We start from the raw sequence: 20,857 nt of genomic DNA, 5'->3' as shown, positions 1-20,857 counted from the left end.
CCGTGTATGAGTGAATCTTCGCTTCCATCTTACCTGCAAGTCATGTGAAGGGCAGGTCTGTGTCTGCAGCGAGCCTGTGCTGCCAAGGCGGTGTGCAACAAAGCATTGCTTGATTTTTCTACGCTTTGGATTTGCCTCGGCTCGTCAGCCGGGAATCTCGGGTTCGACCAGTGTCGCAAGTTGAGCGAGGGATTCCTGCCAGCCGAGGTAGCACATCTCGACGGGGATCACTTCCGGGATTCCTGCCTGCACGATATGAATATCGGTTCCGCATAACACTTGCGCCAAACTTACCGTTACCTGTATTTCGCCCGAGAGATTCGGATCATCAAACTTATCCGAATAGCGGATTTTTTCATGCGGAACGAGCTCCAGATATTCGCCGCCGAAGGAATTGCCGTTGCCGCTATTGAAATTCGAAAACGACATTTTGAAAGTGCCACCGACCCTGGCTTCCAGATGGTGAACCTTGCAGGTAAAACCATAAGGCGGCAACCACTTTGCCAGTGCATCTGCATCCAGAAATGCACGATAGACACGTTCAGGTGGTGCGCGTAGCACGCGATGTAGTTTTACGGTACCTGTGGACATGATCGACTCTCCTTTCAATGCGGTTTTAATTTGGCTTGTGCGGATGGTAGATGCTACGGCTTTGCATGAGTTCCACTACCGAATACGAAATCAGAGTTCATTAAATTTCTAATTAATTCTGACTTTTATCGATTTAAATGTTGGGCTGATAAAACGTTAGCCCAACCTACCGTCCTCTTGTCCGAAGGGTTAGATTTCGCGCACGGCAAAGTTTTCAGTCTTCAAATAACCGGAAGCTACGGTAGATGGAAGCAAGCCTAATATTGCAGTCTTAATGGTTTGCTTTGCTGAATCTATACCCGCCGCGTCACTAAATTCAAATGCGCCTCTGCCATCTTTGTCTTTTGCAAACCTAATTATTTTTTCGAAGAGTGATCGGGCAGATGTGATTGCTTTATCTTGTTGCATTAATTCTAGATTCAGAATGACAGCTGAGTCTATTACGGGTTTCGTTTTTGTCGTCTTTGATTTATTTACGTCCAACAACAAAAGCTCGGTTTCTCCAGAGTATTTCCACTTCGTGCATTCTTCAAAGGATGTAACTACTTCAGCGAAAGATTGTTGACTAAAAAACCAATCGACGCCATCAACAGATGTCACGATTTTTTGATCAGAGTACTGATTTTCTGGCCAGTACGCTCCATAACCGCAACAGTAAAAGTCAAAATTTCCCCCAGATCTGTGATGAAAATATTCAAGACTCGAAAGTATTTCATTTCTCACATAGGGAATATGGGGGTTAGCAAAAAGAATACCTATAAAGCTTTTCTCATCGCGCTCGTTTAGCCTTTGCATTAGCTCTCCTGCGCTAGGATGTGCAGAATCCAAAGTGAAGATTCGTTTCGGTTTCTGCTTGATGTTATCGAGAATATTAAAGAAGGTGGTTGCTTCAATCATGGTCTAAACCTAACAATATTGAGATTTAAAAAGGTGGAGCGCTTTAATTCTTAACTAGCTATTAGCAATTCGAAACTGCATTCCGAGTTTCCGCTTAGGGCCAAAATATTTAAAATGATGAATGATGAATGATGAATGATTTAGATGGCAAAATAAGCAGCGGGCACGGAACCCAGCATGCCTGTTGATCAAGTTCAATAAACCTGCAAATACTCTGTCCGCTTGGAATCTTAAAGCAACTCCACACTATCCAAATTCAAATAACAACTCTCCCGCGTAGTCGTCACAAAATCCGCCAGATAAGGCTTCTCCGATACTTCCGGCAAACAAGCCGCATACAAGCGTCCGGTCAAACCATCTGCAGTGATCCGTTTGGCCTTCACATAATCCCGATTAAGATAATTTTGCGCCGCCCATACCGGTAACGTCGCAATGCCGCGTCGGCTCGCGACCAGCTGCAGCATCGCGACAGTCAGCTCTGTGGTGCGGCGTTCGACTTTGACGCCGGCCGGTTTCAATACTTGTCGCACGACGTCCAGCATGTCGTCGGGCACCGGATAGGTGATCAGCGTGTCGCCTATGAAGTCTTCTGCGATCAGGAATTCCTTGTCAGCCAGCGGATGATCGTGCGCGACCAGTGCGACGATCTCAAAACGGAATAGCGCGTGGTAATCGACGGTTTCATCCGTATCGATTTCGGCGACGATGGCGACGTCGGCTCTGTGTTCGTACAGCAAGCCAACCGGGTCGGCCTGAAAGCCGGAGACGATATCGAGTTCGACCTCGGGCCAGCGACCGCGGAACACGTCCATCGCCGGCATCAGCCAGTCGAAGCAGGTGTGGCATTCGACCGCGATGCGTAACTGGCCGGCGACGCCTTGCGCCAGTCGCACCAGATCGCGCTCTGTTTCCGCTACTTGAGGTAGCACGGCGTCGGCCAGTTTCAGCAGGCGCTCACCGGCGGGCGTGAAGCGTACCGGTACCGACTTGCGCTCGAACAACTGCGTGCCGTGATGATCTTCCAGTTGCTTGAGCTGGTGCGAGAGGGCGGACTGGGTGACATTGAGGAGCGAAGCGGCGCGCAACAGGTTGCCGGCTTCGCGCAGTGCGATCAGGGTTTTGAGATGGCGTAGTTCGAGGATGGATTGCATTTCAGTCCGTGTATGAATTAAATTCAAGATGATTCTTAATATTTATCGTTTGAATCATAGACCTTAGGAGTCCACACTGGCAAGCCTCGAAATCGTTATTGGAGTTTTAGCATGGCCAAGGCACACATACTGGGTTTCCCCCGCATAGGCGCGCAGCGCGAATTGAAGTTCGCTGTTGAATCATTCTGGCGCGGCGAGACCGATCTGGCCGCGTTGCAGCAAACCGGAGAAACCTTGCGCCAGCGCCACTGGGCGGTGCAGGCTGATGCAGGACTGGACTTCGTAGCGGTGGGCGATTTCGCCTGGTACGACCAAGTATTGAATACGCTGGCTTTGCTGGGTGCGGTGCCAACCCGCTTCAAGTTCGATCCGAAAAAATTGACGCTGGCCGATTACTTCACGCTGGCACGCGGCAATCCTGAGCACTTCGCGATGGAGATGACCAAATGGTTCGATACCAACTATCACTATCTGGTGCCTGAATTTACGGCTGATCTGCGCTTTGATGGTGGCGTCGACTGGCTGTTTGAAGAAAACGCCGAAGCCGTCGCGCTCGGTCATAAAACTAAGGTCACCCTAGTTGGCCCGCTGACGCTGCTGTACCTCGGTAAGATCAAATCCGGCGAAGGGGAGAAGAAATTCGACAAGCTGGATCTGCTGCCTAAAGTCATCGCCGGTTATCAAAACGTATTGAAGCGTTTGCAAGCTGCGGGAGTGGAATGGGTGCAGATCGATGAACCGATACTGGCATTGGAATTGGCTGCCGTCTGGCGCAATGCGTTCGTGCCAACTTACGAGGCGTTGAGCGCGGCTGCACCTAAATTGCTGCTGGCAACCTACTTCGATCAGGTGCGTGAGCACACAGCCTTGCTGCATAGCCTGCCTGTCGCCGGTGTGCATCTGGATCTGGTGCGCGGTGCAGGGCAGCTGGATGATTTCCTGAAAGACTGGCCGCAGGATCGCGTGCTCTCGGCGGGTATTGTGGATGGTCGCAACATCTGGCGCGCTGACCTGGATGCGGCCTTGCTCGCATTGCAGCCGCTGCACGAAAAACTTGGCGACAAATTGTGGGTCAGTGCGAGTTGTTCCTTGCTTCACGTGCCTGTCGATCTGGCGCATGAAAACAAGCTGGATGAAGAACTCAAAGGCTGGCTCTCGTTCGCTACTCAAAAGACGCATGAAATCACTGCGATCAAACATGCGCTGAATGGCGAGAAGGATGTGGTTGCCGAGCAATTCAATGCCGCCGCCTTGGCAGTCGCTGCACGCAAGAAGTCGCCGCGTATTCACAATCCATTGGTACAAAAACGCCTGGGTGAAATCAGCACCATTTCTGCTGCCAGACACAATGTTTTTGCGAAGCGTATCGTCAAGCAGCAAGCACGTTTTAAGCTGCCGGCATTCCCGACCACCAACATTGGTTCTTTCCCGCAAACCACTGATATTCGTCAGGCGCGGGCGCAATACAAACGCGGCGAAATCGGCCATCTCGATTACCTGAACAAGATGCGCGATGAAGTGCGCCTCGTCGTTCAGAAGCAGGAAGAAATCGGCCTCGATGTACTGGTGCATGGCGAGCCGGAACGCAACGATATGGTCGAGTACTTTGGCGAACAGTTGTGGGGCTACGGCTTTACCGCGAACGGCTGGGTACAAAGCTATGGTTCACGTTGCGTCAAACCGCCATTCATCTACGGCGACGTGTATCGCCCGGAAGCAATGACAGTAGGCTGGAGCGAGTTCGCACAAAGCCTGACCAGTAAACCGATGAAGGGCATGCTGACCGGTCCGGTCACGATGTTGCAATGGTCGTTTGTACGCGACGATCAACCGCGCGACACGACGGCGCTGCAAATCGCTTTGGCCTTGCGTGAGGAAGTGGTCGATCTGGAAAAAGCGGGCATCGGCATGATTCAAATCGACGAGCCTGCATTTCGCGAAGGCTTGCCGTTGAAGGCTGCTGACTGGCCGCATTATCTGGATTGGGCAGTCAAGGCTTTCCGCATCACCGCATCCGGTGTGCAGGATGACACGCAGATTCATACGCATATGTGCTATTCGGAGTTCAACGACATTTTGCCGTGGATCGCCGCGATGGATGCGGATGTGATCACGATAGAAACTTCACGTTCGGATATGGAATTGCTGGACGGCTTTGGCCAGTTCGCCTATCCCAACGACATCGGTCCCGGCGTCTACGATATCCATTCGCCGCGTGTGCCGCGGGTGGAAGAAATGCAGCGTCTGCTGCGCAAGGCGCGCGGCGTGATTCCTGATGCGCAGTTGTGGGTCAATCCCGATTGCGGCTTGAAAACACGTGGCTGGCCGGAAACGACGGCCGCGCTGGAGAACATGGTACTGGCAGCGCGCACCTTGCGTGCCGAGGTCGCTGTTCAGCAGTAATAAACCGACGCAATAAGCCACCTCAACCCAAGCCTGAGCAGGCGTGGGTTGAGGTGACTCAACGGGTCAAGACGGGCATGCGGATTATTCCTCATGCCCGTTTATTATTTCTGAAGTTTTATTTGGTATTTGATAACGACAGGTAAGGTCGAGCCAGAACCTTTAATCGTAGGGTTTCACGCCGGGAATTGTTAGAATGGCGTATTCCCGGAACTGCTGCCTTTGCGCGGTCTCCATTCTTTCATTCTTGCCAGGTTAGACCTTCCCTATGTTGAGTTACCGCCATGCCTTCCACGCAGGTAATCACGCCGATGTACTCAAGCATCTGGTGCAGATCCAGTTGCTGAAGTACATGAATCAAAAAGATACGCCGTATATGTATATCGACACTCACGCCGGTGCCGGTGTGTATGCGCTGGACGGTAACTACGCCGCGAAAAATGCCGAGTTTGAAACTGGCATTTCCAAATTGTGGGATCGCAAGGATTTGCCGGTGCCGCTGGCTGAGTACATGCAAGTCGTGAAGGCATTGAACCCTAGTGGCAAGATGCGTTATTACCCGGGTTCGCCGTATTGCGCGGACAGCATCATGCGCGAACAGGATAGATTGCGTCTGTTTGAATTGCATCCAGCCGACAGTAAAAACCTGGCAGACAATTTCCGCAAACTGGAAGCCCATGCAGCAGAGCAGGGCCAGCGTCAAACGGTGCGCGGCAAGCGCATCATGATCGAGCGCGGTAATGGCTTTCAGGGTTTGAAGGCTTTGCTGCCGCCGCCATCGCGTCGCGCGCTGGTGCTGATCGATCCGCCGTATGAAGACAAGACTGACTATCGCACTGTGGTGCAGACTGTTTCCGATGCATTGACGCGTTTTGCAACCGGTACATATGCAGTGTGGTATCCGGTATTGAATCGTCTTGAGTCGCGCACGTTGCCAGAAAAATTGAAGCGCCTGACAGCCAACGGCTGGCTGAATGTAACCTTGTCGGTTACTACGCCTTCGCCCGATGGATTCGGTCTGCATAGCAGCGGCATGTTCGTGCACAACCCACCGTGGACGCTGGAACCGATGTTGCGTGAATTGATGCCTTATCTGGTCAAGACGCTAGGTGGCGATTCCGGTGCAGGCTTTACGCTGGAGTCGGGCCAAACGGTTGCGACGAATACCGGAACGCGTCGCGTATAAACCACGCTGAAGATAACTTGAATCTGCAAGAAAAAAGAACTGACATGTCAAATGATGCAGCGTATGAAACACACGCTGCATAGTGCATGTCCAGCGCTTGCATTATAGAAATATTAACGGAATAATGAGCGGCGCTAATTAAGAATAATTTGCGTGGATAATTTATCTCGGTTTGAAATAGGCATATGCTCTTTCCTGAGATAAAGAATCAATGCAGCAATAAGTAATAGCGAGCCACAGTTAGTAACAGCGGCACAAATAAAAAATCACGTGACGGTAACACTGCAATTGAATGTTTGATCGAACGCAATCGCACCGGTCGTTTTTCATAAGTTAATTCAGGACGCGATGCAGCTGATCATCATGTTCAATTTGGAATACAGAGACAAACATTCTGATGATCCCCGATCTCAATCAGCACTTACCGGATGACCTTCCTCGTGTGAAGGAATTTTTTCTCGCGCGTCAGCCCATATTGAATTGCGACCAGTCACTGGTCGCTTACGAACTTCTATTTCGACGCGCTGCTGCCGGTCCTGCCAATGTGATTGATGATCTGGCGGCCACGGCTTCTGTCATCGCGCATGCTTCGGAACTGGGCATCTCCAATGTGATCGGAGCATCCCTTGGATTCTTCAATGTGGATGCTGCAGTATTGATGTGCGACTTCGTTAATTTCCTGCCGTGTGACAAGGTCGTACTGGAAATTCTGGAGACGGTAGAAGTCACGCCCGAACTGGTGGCGCGCGTGGCTGAACTGGCGGGGCAGGGTTTTACCTTCGCACTCGATGACGTGATTTCGCATTCGGAGTCGCTGCAAAAATTATTGCCGCTGGTGAAAATCATCAAGATTGATATCACCGGTATGAGCAAGGATGAAATGGCCAAACTGGTCAGTCATTTTGGCAAATCCGGCAAGCTCCTGCTGGCAGAAAAAGTCGAGACGATAGAGCAGTTCACGGATTGCATGGATCTGGGTTTTCATTATTTCCAGGGTTATTATTTCGCGCGTCCGGTCATTCTTTCGGGTAAAAAACTGGCGCCCTCCCAGCTGGCGATTATGCAATTGTTGAGCTTGATCGTGGCCGATGCGGAAACCACCGAAATTGAGACGGCGATCAAGAAAGATGCCTCGCTGGTATTGACGCTCTTGCGTCTGACCAATACCCCGGCCATGGGAATTACGCAGCGTATCGATTCGCTGGGGCAGGCATTGACGGTGCTGGGTCGCCGCCAATTGCAGCGCTGGTTGCAGATCATTCTGTACGCAGAACATCATAAAGGTAGTCATTTCGCCTCGCCTTTGTTGCAACTGGCAACCACGCGCGGCAAATTGCTGGAGCTGATCACGGAAACGCTCAAGCCGAATGACCGCGCCATGGCAGATACCGCGTTCACTGTCGGCATCATGTCGCTGATGGATACCTTGTTCGGCCAATCGATGAATGAGATTCTGTCCCAGGTTGCGGTGGTGGATGATGTCAGCGATGCCTTGCTCTATCGCAGAGGCTACTACGGGGATTTGCTCAAGCTTGCCGAATATATAGAGCGCATCGACAAAACCGGTACCTTGCTGCTGCCCACACTGAAGAAACTTAATCTATCCATCGAAGATCTTTACGCCTTGCAGATAACGGCATTCGACTGGAGCAACAATGTCTCGGGCATAAAGTAAACGCGCTCAGCGTATTAGGCGGCACCCAGATGCTGCCTTCGGTATTCCCATAGATCGTCCTCACACATTCTCCAGGCTTACCTTCCAAATGCCGCTTGCGGTACGGAATGTTCGCTGCAAACGTCTGCGGTGCTTGACGTTAAAATAGGCCATGATGAATCAAGCAACGATCCCGGATAACGACGATGAAGAAGATGGCGGTGCGCCGCCTATTCCTGTTGGCGCCAAGAATTACATGACGCCGCAGGGACACCTGCGCATGAAAAATGAATTGCTGAAATTGATCGATGTGGACCGTCCCGAGGTCGTGCAAATTGTCTCCTGGGCGGCCTCAAATGGCGATCGCTCGGAGAATGGCGATTACATCTACGGCAAGCGACGCTTGCGGCAGATCGATGGACGCATCCGCTTCCTGACCAAGCGGCTTGATCTGGCTGAAGTGGTCGATCCTGCCGTGCATTATGGCAGTGACCAAATTTTTTTCGGCGCGACGGTGCGCTATGAAACCCAATCCGGCGAAGAACATACGGTCACGATATTAGGTATTGACGAGCTGGATCCCTTGAACGGAAAAATCAGCTGGATTTCGCCGGTTGCACGTGCATTGACGAAAGCGCGTGAGGGCGATTCAGTTACCTTGAAAACGCCGGGCGGGATTGAAGAATTACTGATTCTGGAAGTTACTTATCCGGCACCGGCTGTTTAATCTCAAAACAGATTTCAACTGCGGTTGTGATAGGAGCATTCCAGAAGCTCGGATAGCGCAGACGGTTTAAGAACCGCCCTTATGGCGCAGCAGGCGCGTGACACCAGGAATGGCACGCAGATTGCGCATCACGCGTGCAAGGTGAACGCGATCTTCGATTTGTACCGTGAAGTGCAGATAGGTAATCGAGTGTTCTTTATCTTCATCCATGCCGACGTGCGTGATGTTGGAATCGGATTCGCTGATTTCCGCTGCAATGCGCGCCAGAATACCTTTTTCATTACGTGCCAGAAGCGTGATATTGCAATCGAAGCGGCGATCAATGTCGGCGCCCCATGTGACGTCAATCCAGCGATCAGGTTCTTTGGAACGCTGTCTTCGTGCGATGTCGCATTCAATATTGTGTATGGTCAAACTTTGATCACGTTTCATCTGGCCGATAATTGAATCGCCAGGAATCGGTTGGCAGCAAGGCGCCAATTGAACGGAAACACCTTCGCTGCCATAGATAACGACGGGATCGATTTTCTTTGGCACGACTTCGCCATTGACATCGATTTGCGGCATCTCCAGCGATTGCTCATTTTCCATCATGCCAAGGATGTGGCGCGCCACCAAGGCGGCCATGCGTTTGCCGACGCCGATATCAGCGTAGAGATCATCTAGCGATTTGGCGCTGCTCTCATTGAGCAAACGCTCGGTGACGGCAGTCGGTAAATCAGTATGCAGATTCAGTGCAGCCAGCGCCTGTGACAGCAGCTTGCGGCCCAGTTCTATCGACTCGGTCAGATTGATGGTGCGCAGGTGATGGCGTATTGCCGAGCGCGCCTTGCCGGTACGGACAAAACTCAGCCAGTTTGGATTCGGACGCGAACTAGGCGAGGTGATGATTTCCACGATGTCGCCGTTACGCAATTCCGTGCGCAAAGGCACTTGTTCCAGATTGATCTTGACCGCTATCGTCTGATCGCCGACATCGGTGTGAATGGTGTACGCAAAATCGAGTGCGGTCGCGCCGCGCGGCAGGGCGATGATTTTCGATTTCGGTGTAAAAACGTAAACCGAATCAGGGAACAGGTCGACTTTGACGTGTTCCAGGAATTCAGCCGAATCACCGGTTTGTTTTTGGATGTCGAGCAAGGATTGCAGCCATGCATGCGTACGCTGCTGCAGATCGTTCAGGCTGCCTTCATCATCCTTGTACAACCAGTGTGCGGCGACGCCGGACTCGGCAACGCGATGCATGTCTTGTGTGCGTATCTGGAACTCGACCGGTGTGCCGTAAGGGCCGATCAAGGTCGTATGCAGTGATTGATAGCCGTTCAGCTTGGGAATCGCAATGTAATCCTTGAACTTGCCTGGCATGGGCTTGAACAATGCGTGCAGCGTACCCAATGCAACATAGCAATTCGCGAAGCTGTCGACGACGACCCGGAAGCCATAGACGTCCAGCACCTGCGAAAAACTGAGGCGTTTGTTAAGCATCTTGGAATAGATGCCGTACAGAGTTTTTTCCCGGCCGTAGACTTGCGCCGGAATGCCGGTTGCCGTCAGCGTGTTATTGACGGATTCGAGAATCTTGCTGACGACTTCGCGGCGATTGCCGCGTGCTGCCTTGACTGCTTTGCCCAGCGTTTTATAACGCATCGGATACAGATGCGAAAACGACAGGTCTTGCAGTTCACGATAAATATTGTTGAGGCCCAGTCTATGCGCAATCGGCACATAGACTTCCATCGTTTCGCGCGCGATGCGGCGTTTCTTGATGGTGGACATCGAGCCCAGTGTACGCATATTGTGCAGGCGGTCGGCCAGCTTGACCAGAATCACGCGTACATCGCGCGCCATCGCCAGCAGCATCTTGCGGAAATTTTCCGCCTGCGCTTCTATCTGGCTTTGGAATTCGATTTTTTCCAGCTTGGACAGGCCGTCAACCAGGTTCGCGACCGGCGCGCCGAAGCGTTCGATCAATTCATCCTTGCGTACGTCCTGATCTTCCATCACGTCATGCAGCAGTGCTGCCATGATCGCCTGGGCATCCAGCTTCCAGTCGGCGCAAATTTCGGCGACAGCGATAGGATGCGAAATATACGGTTCGCCCGACATGCGCATTTGACCAAGATGCGCTTCATCCGAGAAGCGATAGGCTTCCTTGATCTTCTTCAGTTCAGAAGCATTCAGGTATTCAGAGAGCTTGTTGGTCAGTTGCGTAACAGACGCCACGCCGGGAACCGGTGTGGGTGCTGAAGCGGGGGATTTGTTCGTTGTAACTTTTGAGGCCGAGCGGTCGGGAACCGCTCGGTTATTTGGAGCGACGGATAGCGTTGAATCTGCAGGTGTCAGGCTCATTCTGATTGGTTATCAGCCGCATAGCGGTAGCAATAGAGATTAATTAGCTTGGGACTTTTTTCAACATTTCAATGCCGATATGGCCAGCTGCGATTTCGCGCAATGCGATCACAGTTGGTTTATCTTTCGCATCAACCTTAGGTGTGTGACCTTGCAGTAGTTGACGTGCACGATAAGTCGCAGACAAAGTCAGTTGAAAGCGATTTGGAATCTGTTTGAGGCAATCTTCAATGGTAATGCGGGCCATACGTGCTCCTAAAAATACGATATCAGCTTAAATTGGCATGAATGCCCAATTGGGCGAACAGGGATGCGTTCCGAGTTGCTTGCTGCGCGAAGCGACAGCGAGTGGCTTTCACAATCGCGCTCAACTCGGCTAAAGCGACTGTAAACTCTTGATTGATAATAACATATTCGAACTCGGAAGCGTGCGCGATTTCTCCGCCCGCAGCCAGAATACGGCGTGTAATCACGTCGTGATCATCCTGACCACGCTTTTTCAAGCGCTCTTCCAACGCGGCAATAGATGGCGGCAGGATGAAAATGCCGACCGCGTGCGGGAACTGCTTTTTGACCTGCTGCGCGCCTTGCCAGTCGATTTCCAGCAAAACATCGACGCCTGCCGTCATTTGTTCCATCAGGCGGATGCGCGAGGTGCCGTAATAGTTGCCAAATACTTCAGCGGATTCGAGAAATTCGCCCGCCTGTCGGCGTTCAAGAAAATCGTCGACCGAGGTAAAAAAATATTCGCGACCATGTTGATCGTTAGGACGAGGCGGGCGCGTCGTGTATGAAATCGACAACTTCAGCGACGGTTCTTGCTGCAACAATGCATTGACCAGGCTGGATTTTCCCGCGCCCGATGGTGCGACGACTAAAAACAGGCTGCCGGAAGAGGAGGGTTGATCAGACATTGTTATCCCTGAGCTGACTATGAAATTGGTTGATCGGCGACATCAGCGCTGCATCGATATCGCGCTCATGATTTGGCGTTGCCTGCACAATCATGTCGCAGGCAGCCAGATTGTAGCGCTGCCTGAGAACGTTTGGGCTCGCCTTATTCCAGATTCTGGACTTGTTCGCGCATTTGTTCGATGAGCAATTTCATTGCCATCGATGCATCGGACAGTTCCTTGACGGCGGCTTTGGAGCCGACCGTATTGGCTTCACGATTGAGTTCCTGCATCATGAAGTCCAGACGTTTGCCGACCTGGCCACCTTTTTTCAAGATTGTGCGGGTTTCATCCAGATGTGCCGACAGGCGCGTCAATTCTTCCGCGACATCGACGCGGATGCCGTACAAGGTGACTTCCTGGCGAATCCTGTCCAAAGCTTCTTCGCGCGTAATGGTCGGCTGCGCGTTGGCATCGCCGGTCTTTGTCGCCAGGCCCAGTGCTTCTTGCATGCGCTCGGTGGCTTTCTGCTGGAATTGTGCAACGACCTGCGGGATCAGCGGCGTGATGCGCTGGACGATTTCTTCCATGTCACTGACGCGTGTAAGCAACATGGTTTGCAATGCATTGCCTTCGCGGGCGCGGCTTTCTACAAACGCCGTCATTGTGGTTTGCATTGCGGTGGCGACCTCGGCTTGCAAGGTGTCCTGACCGATTTCGGCTTCTTCAATCACGCCCGGCCAGCATAACAATTCACCAACGGATAGGGGTGCTGCTTCGCAAAATTGTTTGCGCAAATCAGCCTGCAATTTTTCCAGCGCGTTGAGCGCGGTGACGTTCAGCGCCTGTGTGGCACCCGCCGCGACCTTACGGCCGAAGCTCAGGCGGCATTCAACCTTGCCGCGTGTGACACGCGCCATGATCGCTTCGCGCAGTGCGGGTTCAAGTGCGCGCAAGTCGTCATTGATGCGAAACTGCAAATCGAGAAAGCGCGAGTTGACGCTTTTGACTTCTATCGTCAAGGTGCCGCTGGCGGTCTCGTGAGTGGTGACCGCGTAACCGGTCATGCTGCAAATGGTCAAAATCAGTTCCTCGTTTTTCTTTACAAAGCGGCGATTTATCCACACAATCCACAACGAACCTCGCGAGCGAATGTTGGCTGCGAGACGAGAGGCAGACAATATTGCCATTCCAATTTTCGCCGTGTTTTATTCAAACGGTACGACCAAGACTACATAGGAAGACATGGCTGCGCAAAACAATGCTCCGTTGCCGGATGGACTGGAAATCGCTGGATATCGCATTGTAAAGAAGATTGCGTCCGGCGGGTTCAGTATCGTCTATCTGGCCTATGATGAAGATGGCAATGCAGTCGCCATCAAGGAATATTTGCCCAGCTCGCTGGCACTGCGTCAGCCGGGCGAACTGGTGCCGGCGATTTCGCCGGAAAACCTGCCGGTCTTCCGTATCGGCCTCAAATGCTTCTTTGAAGAAGGCAGGGCGCTTGCGCGTATCGCGCATCCTAACGTCGTCAGCGTCACCAATTTTTTCCGGGCCAATGAAACCGTCTACATGGTCATGGGCTATGAATCAGGTCGCTCGCTGCAGGATCACATCCTGCGTCGTCGCGACAAGGGCGAGAAACCGCTGGTATCGGAGCGCTTCATCCGCAAGATGTTCAGTCATGTGATGAACGGTTTGCGTGAAGTGCATACCAACAAGCTGTTGCATCTGGATCTGAAGCCGGCAAATATTTATCTACGCGTCGATGGCACGCCTATCCTGCTCGATTTCGGCGCAGCGCGTCAAACGCTGAAGGCAGATATGCCCAAGTTGTACCCGATGTACACTCCTGGTTTTGCGCCGCCAGAACTGTATCTGAAGAACGGTAATCTCGGCCCGTGGACAGATATTTACAGCATAGGCGCGTCCATGTTTGCCTGCATGGTCGGTGCGCCGCCGCAGCCGGCAGATCAGCGTAAACTGAACGACAAGATGGATGGGCATTTCAACAAGCTGGAAGGGGTGTATTCCTCTGATTTGATCAAGGTTATACGCTGGAGTCTGATGATCGATCCGCTGGAGCGTCCGCAAAGTGTGTTTGCCTTGCAGAAAGCCTTGCGCGAGCCGATTGTGGAAGATCAAGGCAATGTCAGGTTGCAGCAAGTAACGCGCAAGTTGAAGAGCATCTTTGGCGGTATGAACAAGAAGGCGCTGAACGTCAACACAACCATACAAGAACATACGCGCTGATTCGCGGATTCAGATTTTCGTATCAAGTTTTCGTATTCACTTTATTAATCGCGCTACCTTTTAACTCGATCCGACTATGCGATTTTCCGTCTATCAAGAAAGCCATATTGGCGGTCGCAAGAACAACCAGGACCGCATGGGCTACAGCTTCACGCGCGATGCCTTGTTGTTGCTGGTAGCGGACGGCATGGGTGGCCACATCATGGGCGAAATGGCGGCACAGATTGCGATGCAGACGATTGCTTCGCTATTCCAGGAAAATGCCACGCCGTATGTGAAGAAGCCTGAGCGCTTTCTCGAAGACAGTTTCTTCGCTGCGCATCGCGAGATACACCGCTACCGCGCCATCAATAATCTGCCGGAAACGCCACGCACCACCATCGTTGCCTGCCTGATTCAACACAACAATGCGATGTGGGCGCACTGCGGCGATTCGCGTTTGTACTGGATGCGCGGTGGACAGATTCTGGCGCGTACGCGCGATCATTCGCGTATCGAAACCCTGATTGCACAAGGCAAGGTCGATGCATCCGAACGCGAGACGCATCCGGATCGCAACAAGCTGTTCAATTGCCTCGGTGCACCGAACATGCCTATCGTTGAAATTTCGCGTCGTGCGAGTTTGCAGGCTGGCGACATCATGTTGCTGTGCTCGGACGGTCTGTGGTCAGTCTTGCCAGATCACGAACTGGCGCAACGACTGCACAGCAACACGATCGTACGTGCCGTTCCAGAATTGCTGACGACTGCTACCGGCATCGCCGGCAAAACAGGCGATAATGTCACCGCGTTGGCGATGATGTGGGAAAGCAGTGAAAATCTGCACGGCAATAGCACCATCACCACGCATACCTTGCCGGTCGGCAGTGTCACCACCACGATCCAGGCGCCACGGCACCTCGATCTGGAGAACGCAGACACCTACAACGATTCGGATATCGAAAAAGCGATTGAAGAAATCCGTACCGCCATCGATAAATCATCTCGTATCACTTCCAGGAATTAATGTCTCATGTCGTATGAAAATCGTCCCAGCGGACGCGCCGCTGATGCATTGCGCACCATCAAACTCACCCGCAACTACACCAAGCATGCCGAAGGTTCGGTCTTGATCGAATGCGGCGACACCAAGGTTATTTGTACCGCCAGTATCGAAGATCGCGTACCAGGTTTTTTGAAGGGTAAAGGCCAGGGCTGGCTGACAGCCGAGTACGGCATGCTGCCGCGTTCGACGCACACCCGCATGGATCGCGAAGCCGCACGCGGCAAGCAATCGGGCCGTACACAAGAAATTCAACGCCTGATCGGTCGTTCACTGCGCGCAGCGTTTGACCTGCAGGCATTTGGCGAACGCACTCTGCATCTGGATTGTGACGTGATTCAAGCCGATGGCGGCACACGTACCGCTGCGATTACCGGCACCATGGTTGCAGCCTATGACGCCTTCAGCAAACTGGTCGCACAAAATGTGATTCCGGCGATTCCGCTCAAGCACTTTGTCGCAGCGATTTCGGTCGGCGTATATAAAGGCCAGCCTGTGCTGGATCTGGATTACGCAGAAGATTCGGATTGCGATACCGACATGAACATCGTCATGACCGACGCCGGTCACTTCATAGAAGTACAGGGCACGGCTGAAGGTGCAGCCTTCGATCGCGCGACGATGGACCGCTTGCTGGATCTGGCACAAGACGGCATCCGCGACCTGATCGTGATGCAGAAACAGGCTTTGGCGATTGCTGCGTAAAATAGGCAAATCGATAGAGCCACGTCAGACCGCAAGCTTGTTCTAATGTAATCGCCAAGGTTTGTTGCCTTGCTTAACCCGGCTGCTGTTGAAGCCGGGTTTTTATATTGTTTTATATCGTGTTAATTTCAGATTGATCAGATTTCATGTCGCGCACCCTTATCCTCGCCTCCAATAACGCCGGTAAATTGAAAGAATTCAGCGCACTGCTTGCGCCTATCAATTTCGATTTGCATACGCAGTCCGAATTCAATGTGCCGGAAGCGGCAGAGCCGCATGTTACCTTCGTCGAGAACGCGATTGCCAAGGCGCGCCATGCCTCACGTCTGACCGGCAAACCTGCGCTGGCCGATGATTCCGGCGTTTGCGTCAATGCATTGGGCGGCGCGCCCGGCGTGTATTCCGCACGCTATGCAGGTGAACCGAAATCCGATCAGCGCAATAATGAAAAACTGATCGCCGATCTCGCTGCGCACGCAGATAAATCCGCTTACTACTATTGCGTACTGGTCTTTGTGCGCCACGCCGATGATCCACAACCAGTGATCGCCGATGGCCGCTGGAATGGTGAAATGATTGTCGCGCCTCGCGGGCAGGGCGGCTTCGGCTACGATCCGCATTTCTGGATTCCTGAACTGCAAAAGACTGCAGCCGAATTAAGCTCGGAAGAAAAAAATCGCCTGTCGCACCGCGGCCAGGCACTGCGGGCATTGATCGAGAAGTTGCGATGATTCCAATCAAACCGATCAGCAACGACGCGGCTTTCAATCTGGATAATTCCCGGCCCGCGCGTGCAGCCACTGCTTATCTGCAGCCGGGTGCACTGAACCTGACGGCGTTGCCGCCGCTATCGCTATATGTGCATTTTCCGTGGTGTGTGAAGAAATGCCCATACTGCGATTTCAATTCGCATGAAGCGACGGGTGGCTTTCCTGAAGACGAATATTTGTCCGCGCTACGTGCCGATCTCGAGCAGGCGTTACCGCTGATCTGGGGCCGCAAGATTTATACGATCTTCATTGGGGGCGGCACGCCAAGTTTATTGTCGGCCAGGGGCCTGGATCGCCTACTGTCCGATATACGCACCTTGCTGCCTCTGGATGGTGCGGTCGAGATCACGATGGAAGCCAATCCCGGTACTTTTGAAGCGGAAAAATTCAAGTCCTATCGCAGCAGCGGTATCAATCGCCTGTCGATCGGGATTCAGAGTTTCAATGCCGAACATCTGGAAGCCTTGGGACGTATCCACGATGGCGATGAGGCGCGCCGTGCGGTCGATATTGCAATGGCGAATTTCGATAATTTCAACCTCGACCTGATGTATGCATTGCCGTCGCAAACACTCGCAGAAGCGCGGCAGGATGTGCAGACTGCCATCGCATTTGCGCCGCCGCATCTGTCGCTCTATCACCTGACGATGGAGCCGAATACCGTCTTCGCCAAATATCCACCGACGGTGCCGGACGACGACGCCAGTGCCGACATGCAAGACATGATCGCGGAAGAAACGACTTCGGCTGGCTATCAGCATTACGAGGTTTCTGCCTATGCGCAGCCAAAGCACCAAGCGCGTCATAACCTCAATTACTGGGAGTTTGGCGATTATCTCGGCATAGGTGCCGGAGCACACACCAAATTATCGTTCCCGCATCGCGTGATGCGACAGGCGCGTTACAAGCAGCCGAAATCCTATATGGAGCAGATGCGGCTGGGTAATCCGATACAGGAAGAAATAGAAATCGGCCGATCCGAACTTGGTTTTGAATTCATGCTCAACGCCATGCGTTTGACGAACGGCGTGGAAGTAAATCTGTTTGCCGAACGCACAGGTATGCCCTTGAACGCAATCGAGCGCGCCCTGAACGATGCCGAAGCCAAAGGCTTGCTGTACCGCGACTACAAGACGATCAAGCCGACCGAACTCGGCCAGCGCTTCCTGAATGACCTGCAACAAATGTTTTTAGCCGAATAGTCAATAATTTATCGGCCGGCAGTCGGCATTCCCGCGAGACTTAGGTATAATGCGACCTCTTGGAAGTTGATGAAAATGGTCGCCGATAGCTTGCACACTCTGTGCAACAAGGTTGGAATCGGACCGATACAGTTCATCTGTCTATATCCAAAAGGAAGTGTGGCCGAGTGGTTGAAGGCACCAGTCTTGAAAACTGGCGACGGTTTATCCCGTTCGTGAGTTCGAATCTCACCGCTTCCGCCATAATCCCGCAAACCGTAACCCAGCTTCATGTGCCGTTAAGCATAAAGTGGCCAAGTGGCCAGCTTATGCTTTATTCCACGATAGGCCACATTTTGCTTTATTCAAAAAACGTGCTACCGACTCGCGACATTTTGCTGAATCAAAAGCTTTAGACGTAAAAAAAACCGACCACAAAATTGGGTCGGTTATGTTCGTGTAAAGAATAGCTAGGCTACAAGTTCGCTTTTCGAGAGGGACTCCGATTGCTGAAGATGTTCTTGAACCTCTTTCAAAACATTCAACAGATTCGGCACTGAAGATAAAACTTCTTCAGGTACTCGTTTTAAGATTTCTCTACGAGTGACGGTTTTTCCTTCTCCCCATATTTCAAGACAGGCGTATTCCAGATAGGGCCATGCCGCAACCACTTTCGCTTCCTGCTTTCGTTTTAAGTGGTCTTTCCAGCGCTCGCCTAATTGGCGCGTAGTTTTGTTGGCGCGTAGGTACAACTGTCTAGCTTCCATGTCTAACCGTCGCGCCGCCTCCAGCACGCTGATTGGTGTTGGCAGCGATAAGAAGGCTACAAGATTTTCCTCAATGCTGGTCCAGTCAATCGTACGCGGGGCATTACGTAGTGTTTGGCTTGATGAAAGTTCGAATGCCAATTGTTCATCTAAGGCTGGAGGCTGCCATTGCGAAAGCTCACCACTAAGCAAGTTCTTGAGACTTACACCGTAATGCGCAGCAATTTTTAAGCTAATTTCCAAGCTAGGGGTTCCTCCCTCTTTTAACCAGTGGTGCACCGTACTTTTTGCGATTCCAATACGTCGAGAAAAAGGTGCAGCCTTACCACCGTGCGCCGTACTCACAATTTGTGTAATTGCCCCGATAAACTGACTTCTGTTGGATGTAATTGCTAAGTTATCTTGCGATGCTAACAACTCACCTATTTGTCGTGCCTTCCATAGCGACGCTGGCTCTACTTCTTGCGATTTTTCAGACTTCGTTGTCTCTCCCAAAAAGCCACCGCAGTGCGTACACCATCCTGGTACAACTACCGCTGCAGCGTGACGGACATTATTTTTTCCGCAGCTTGGGCAGTCGCAACTCAATGGCTTTCGATGTATGGGGCAACAAGTCACCTCAGTTGACTCCCAAGCTAACCGGAAATATGGTTGGCGCCCGCAGGCGACATCTTCTGTAAAGCAATCACTACAAAATTGTCCGCGTTTAAAGATGGACAGTCCGTTCTGAGATATGACTTCTCGCCATGGCAGGAAGGTCAAGTTATCCAGATTCTGCACCGACGTCAGTGCCGATAACGCTGCGGACCAAGTCAGTGCAGATTCCCGAATTCCCGCAATCTGCCGCTCATGCCAATCAAAATTGGCAGCAACCGAATGTCCAAAATGTTGTGCAATCGTTCGCGACAGAATCAATGTCGAGACACTGTGAGATACCGCAAGTCGACAAAAGTAGCTCAACAGACTTTCGACATCGGCTGTACCCACACCAAACGGAATCAAGGCGTGCAAGGTTGAACGTGGGTTGGTAAGCGGCCGATTCATGCGACGCTCCGGGTTTGGCGGGCAACAGGTTTGTTCTGCGCGCGCGGCATTGTTCTCGTCAGTCCTGGATTGATTGCGGATTCACCGTCAATAATTTCTTCTAGAATTTGCTTACGCTGCGCTTCGGTAAGAAGAGCACGACGCAGGGCATCGACCGTCCATCGCTTATCTTGCTGGGCTATGCGGAAGGTTATCCCACGTATGAAGTCATTTCCGTTGGTGAGATTACTGAAATTATCGAGCACCGAAAGATGGAGCCAATCTTTTATGTCAAAGATGATTACAAAGTTAAGGTCGGCGCCAGTTTTGGGAAGACAATAAATGAGTAAAGCAACTTATGATCTAGAGCTCGCACTAACTGATCCATCCAAATTAACAGATTCTTTGATGGCGACACTACGCACAAAATTTGTGTTGGAAGATAGATCTGAACAAGGATGGGGACTAGTCCTGAGGCTTCAAAAAACGGAAGAAAACTCATTGGCTGCACTGGCAGAAAACTTTGTATCGGCCGCAATAAAATTTAAATCCGCTATTAAAAATTCAAAACCAATATTAAGAGTGGCTGCGTTTAACTCCAATGCCACATGCACATTGTTGTTTAAGGATATTGAATCGCTTGCCGAATTAGGTGTGCAGCTCGAAGTTTCTGTTTATCCAACAGATAATTAGCCATACTAGAATTACTCGAACAAAGCGAGAACTCGGAATGATTTACGTTGTTACGATAATACTGGTGGTGATTATGGCTTTGAACGTTAAAGCCACTGTGCACGTTGTACGTGACAAACTATCTGAACCGAAGCAACGATTCATCCAAATAAGCTTGGTTTGGCTGCTTCCAATTGCTGGCGCTTTCATGGTGTTTGCAGTGCATCGGCCGGAGGAAAAACACTCAGGTAAATATTCACACGAACCTGAAAACAATGTTGATCCCGCACATTTCGTCGAGCGCGATTCGTGAACATCAACAATTATTTTTACAAAAATATTTGAAATTGAATGTCCGCTTTGGGTCGTAAGCTGTCAGTCCGCTATCGAATAATACCAGTCGTTCATGAAAATCTGTTTTAGTAGGAGGACCATGACAATTTTTTTTCGTAATTTTCCACGTCCACCGAAGATGGGGCGTGATTCGTATCGTAGGTATCGATTTCGCCTCATGGCCATCGTTTTTATTTGGCTCGCAATCGTCGCTGTCTTGGCCTTATTTTGGACTTCGATTCCCGAGCTCGTAAAGTTAC

20 protein-coding genes and 1 tRNA gene are annotated in these 20,857 nt (G+C 51.6%); 12 read left to right on the top strand and 9 right to left on the bottom strand.

The features are described 5' to 3' along the window. Window positions 1–144: 144 nt before the first annotated feature. From ACFQO0_RS01220 to ACFQO0_RS01210, 3 genes are all read right to left on the bottom strand, one after another. Window positions 145–591, bottom strand: a complete 447-nt coding sequence (locus ACFQO0_RS01220; RefSeq protein WP_382232229.1) for an SRPBCC family protein — start codon at window positions 589–591, stop codon at window positions 145–147. A 189-nt stretch (window positions 592–780) separates the two neighbouring features. Continuing rightward, entirely contained in the window at window positions 781–1,488 is a 708-nt protein-coding gene (locus ACFQO0_RS01215) for a hypothetical protein (protein ID WP_382232228.1), read from the bottom strand. A 230-nt stretch (window positions 1,489–1,718) separates the two neighbouring features. Then, window positions 1,719–2,639 carry a LysR substrate-binding domain-containing protein gene (locus ACFQO0_RS01210; protein WP_382232227.1) on the bottom strand — a complete coding sequence of 307 codons (921 nt, stop codon included), beginning with the start codon at window positions 2,637–2,639 and terminating at the stop codon, window positions 1,719–1,721. Window positions 2,640–2,750: 111 nt separating this feature from the next. On the opposite strand from ACFQO0_RS01210, the gene metE reads away from it, so the two are divergent. From metE to greB, 4 genes are all read left to right on the top strand, one after another. After that, window positions 2,751–5,042, top strand: a complete 2,292-nt coding sequence (metE, locus tag ACFQO0_RS01205; RefSeq protein ID WP_382232226.1) for a 5-methyltetrahydropteroyltriglutamate--homocysteine S-methyltransferase — start codon at window positions 2,751–2,753, stop codon at window positions 5,040–5,042. Window positions 5,043–5,310: 268 nt separating this feature from the next. Next, window positions 5,311–6,228 (top strand): 23S rRNA (adenine(2030)-N(6))-methyltransferase RlmJ, encoded by a 918-nt coding sequence (locus ACFQO0_RS01200; protein ID WP_382232225.1) that lies wholly within the window; start codon window positions 5,311–5,313, stop codon window positions 6,226–6,228. Window positions 6,229–6,625: 397 nt separating this feature from the next. After that, window positions 6,626–7,903 (top strand): EAL and HDOD domain-containing protein, encoded by a 1,278-nt coding sequence (locus ACFQO0_RS01195; protein ID WP_382232224.1) that lies wholly within the window; start codon window positions 6,626–6,628, stop codon window positions 7,901–7,903. Between the two features lie 154 nt (window positions 7,904–8,057). After that, window positions 8,058–8,609, top strand: coding sequence for a transcription elongation factor GreB (greB, locus tag ACFQO0_RS01190; protein WP_382233972.1), 552 nt, complete (start codon window positions 8,058–8,060; stop codon window positions 8,607–8,609). 66 nt (window positions 8,610–8,675) lie between these two features. Here greB and ACFQO0_RS01185 read toward each other — a convergent pair whose 3' ends face one another. The 4 genes from ACFQO0_RS01185 to ACFQO0_RS01170 form a co-directional block, all read right to left on the bottom strand. Continuing rightward, on the bottom strand, window positions 8,676–10,958 hold the full coding sequence (locus ACFQO0_RS01185) for a RelA/SpoT family protein (RefSeq protein ID WP_382232223.1): 2,283 nt from the start codon (window positions 10,956–10,958) through the stop codon (window positions 8,676–8,678). 43 nt (window positions 10,959–11,001) lie between these two features. Then, entirely contained in the window at window positions 11,002–11,205 is a 204-nt protein-coding gene (gene rpoZ, locus ACFQO0_RS01180) for a DNA-directed RNA polymerase subunit omega (protein ID WP_382232222.1), read from the bottom strand. A 22-nt stretch (window positions 11,206–11,227) separates the two neighbouring features. Then, complete coding sequence (gene gmk, locus ACFQO0_RS01175; RefSeq protein ID WP_382232221.1) at window positions 11,228–11,872, bottom strand: guanylate kinase; 645 nt, start codon at window positions 11,870–11,872, stop codon at window positions 11,228–11,230. 143 nt (window positions 11,873–12,015) lie between these two features. Further along, window positions 12,016–12,918: a YicC/YloC family endoribonuclease gene (locus tag ACFQO0_RS01170; RefSeq protein WP_382233969.1), complete on the bottom strand. Its 903-nt coding sequence runs from the start codon at window positions 12,916–12,918 to the stop codon at window positions 12,016–12,018. A 178-nt stretch (window positions 12,919–13,096) separates the two neighbouring features. Here ACFQO0_RS01170 and ACFQO0_RS01165 point away from each other — a divergent pair, with 178 nt between their 5' ends. From ACFQO0_RS01165 to ACFQO0_RS01140, 6 genes are all read left to right on the top strand, one after another. After that, a complete protein-coding gene (locus ACFQO0_RS01165) occupies window positions 13,097–14,104 on the top strand; it encodes a serine/threonine protein kinase (RefSeq protein ID WP_382232220.1) in 1,008 nt (335 codons plus the stop codon). Window positions 14,105–14,180: 76 nt separating this feature from the next. Then, on the top strand, window positions 14,181–15,110 hold the full coding sequence (locus tag ACFQO0_RS01160; protein ID WP_382232219.1) for a PP2C family protein-serine/threonine phosphatase: 930 nt from the start codon (window positions 14,181–14,183) through the stop codon (window positions 15,108–15,110). Between the two features lie 6 nt (window positions 15,111–15,116). Continuing rightward, complete coding sequence (gene rph, locus ACFQO0_RS01155) at window positions 15,117–15,851, top strand: ribonuclease PH (RefSeq protein ID WP_382232218.1); 735 nt, start codon at window positions 15,117–15,119, stop codon at window positions 15,849–15,851. Between the two features lie 146 nt (window positions 15,852–15,997). Next, window positions 15,998–16,582, top strand: coding sequence for an RdgB/HAM1 family non-canonical purine NTP pyrophosphatase (gene rdgB / locus ACFQO0_RS01150; RefSeq protein ID WP_382232217.1), 585 nt, complete (start codon window positions 15,998–16,000; stop codon window positions 16,580–16,582). After that, window positions 16,579–17,823, top strand: a complete 1,245-nt coding sequence (hemW, locus tag ACFQO0_RS01145; protein WP_382232215.1) for a radical SAM family heme chaperone HemW — start codon at window positions 16,579–16,581, stop codon at window positions 17,821–17,823. Before rdgB ends, hemW begins: the two co-directional genes overlap by 4 nt. A 153-nt stretch (window positions 17,824–17,976) precedes the next feature. After that, a tRNA-Ser gene (locus ACFQO0_RS01140) sits at window positions 17,977–18,066 on the top strand. Between the two features lie 206 nt (window positions 18,067–18,272). On the opposite strand, the gene ACFQO0_RS01135 is transcribed toward ACFQO0_RS01140, so the two are convergent. Then, window positions 18,273–19,613: a TniQ family protein gene (locus tag ACFQO0_RS01135; RefSeq protein WP_382232214.1), complete on the bottom strand. Its 1,341-nt coding sequence runs from the start codon at window positions 19,611–19,613 to the stop codon at window positions 18,273–18,275. Then, window positions 19,610–19,858, bottom strand: coding sequence for a hypothetical protein (locus ACFQO0_RS01130; RefSeq protein WP_382232213.1), 249 nt, complete (start codon window positions 19,856–19,858; stop codon window positions 19,610–19,612). The genes ACFQO0_RS01135 and ACFQO0_RS01130 overlap by 4 nt, the downstream gene beginning before the upstream one ends. A gap of 76 nt (window positions 19,859–19,934) precedes the next feature. Here ACFQO0_RS01130 and ACFQO0_RS01125 point away from each other — a divergent pair, with 76 nt between their 5' ends. Together ACFQO0_RS01125 and ACFQO0_RS01120 are read left to right on the top strand one after the other, a co-directional pair. Further along, entirely contained in the window at window positions 19,935–20,285 is a 351-nt protein-coding gene (locus tag ACFQO0_RS01125) for a hypothetical protein (protein ID WP_382232212.1), read from the top strand. A 37-nt stretch (window positions 20,286–20,322) separates the two neighbouring features. Further along, window positions 20,323–20,577, top strand: coding sequence for a hypothetical protein (locus tag ACFQO0_RS01120; protein WP_382232211.1), 255 nt, complete (start codon window positions 20,323–20,325; stop codon window positions 20,575–20,577). The last annotated feature ends 280 nt before the right edge of the window (window positions 20,578–20,857 follow it).

Source organism: Herminiimonas aquatilis, assembly GCF_042665175.1.
Taxonomy (GTDB): Bacteria; Pseudomonadota; Gammaproteobacteria; order Burkholderiales; family Burkholderiaceae_D; genus Oxalicibacterium; species Oxalicibacterium aquatilis.
The sequence above is the reverse complement of the archived record's forward strand: the minus strand, read 5'-3'. Positions and strand labels throughout refer to the sequence as shown.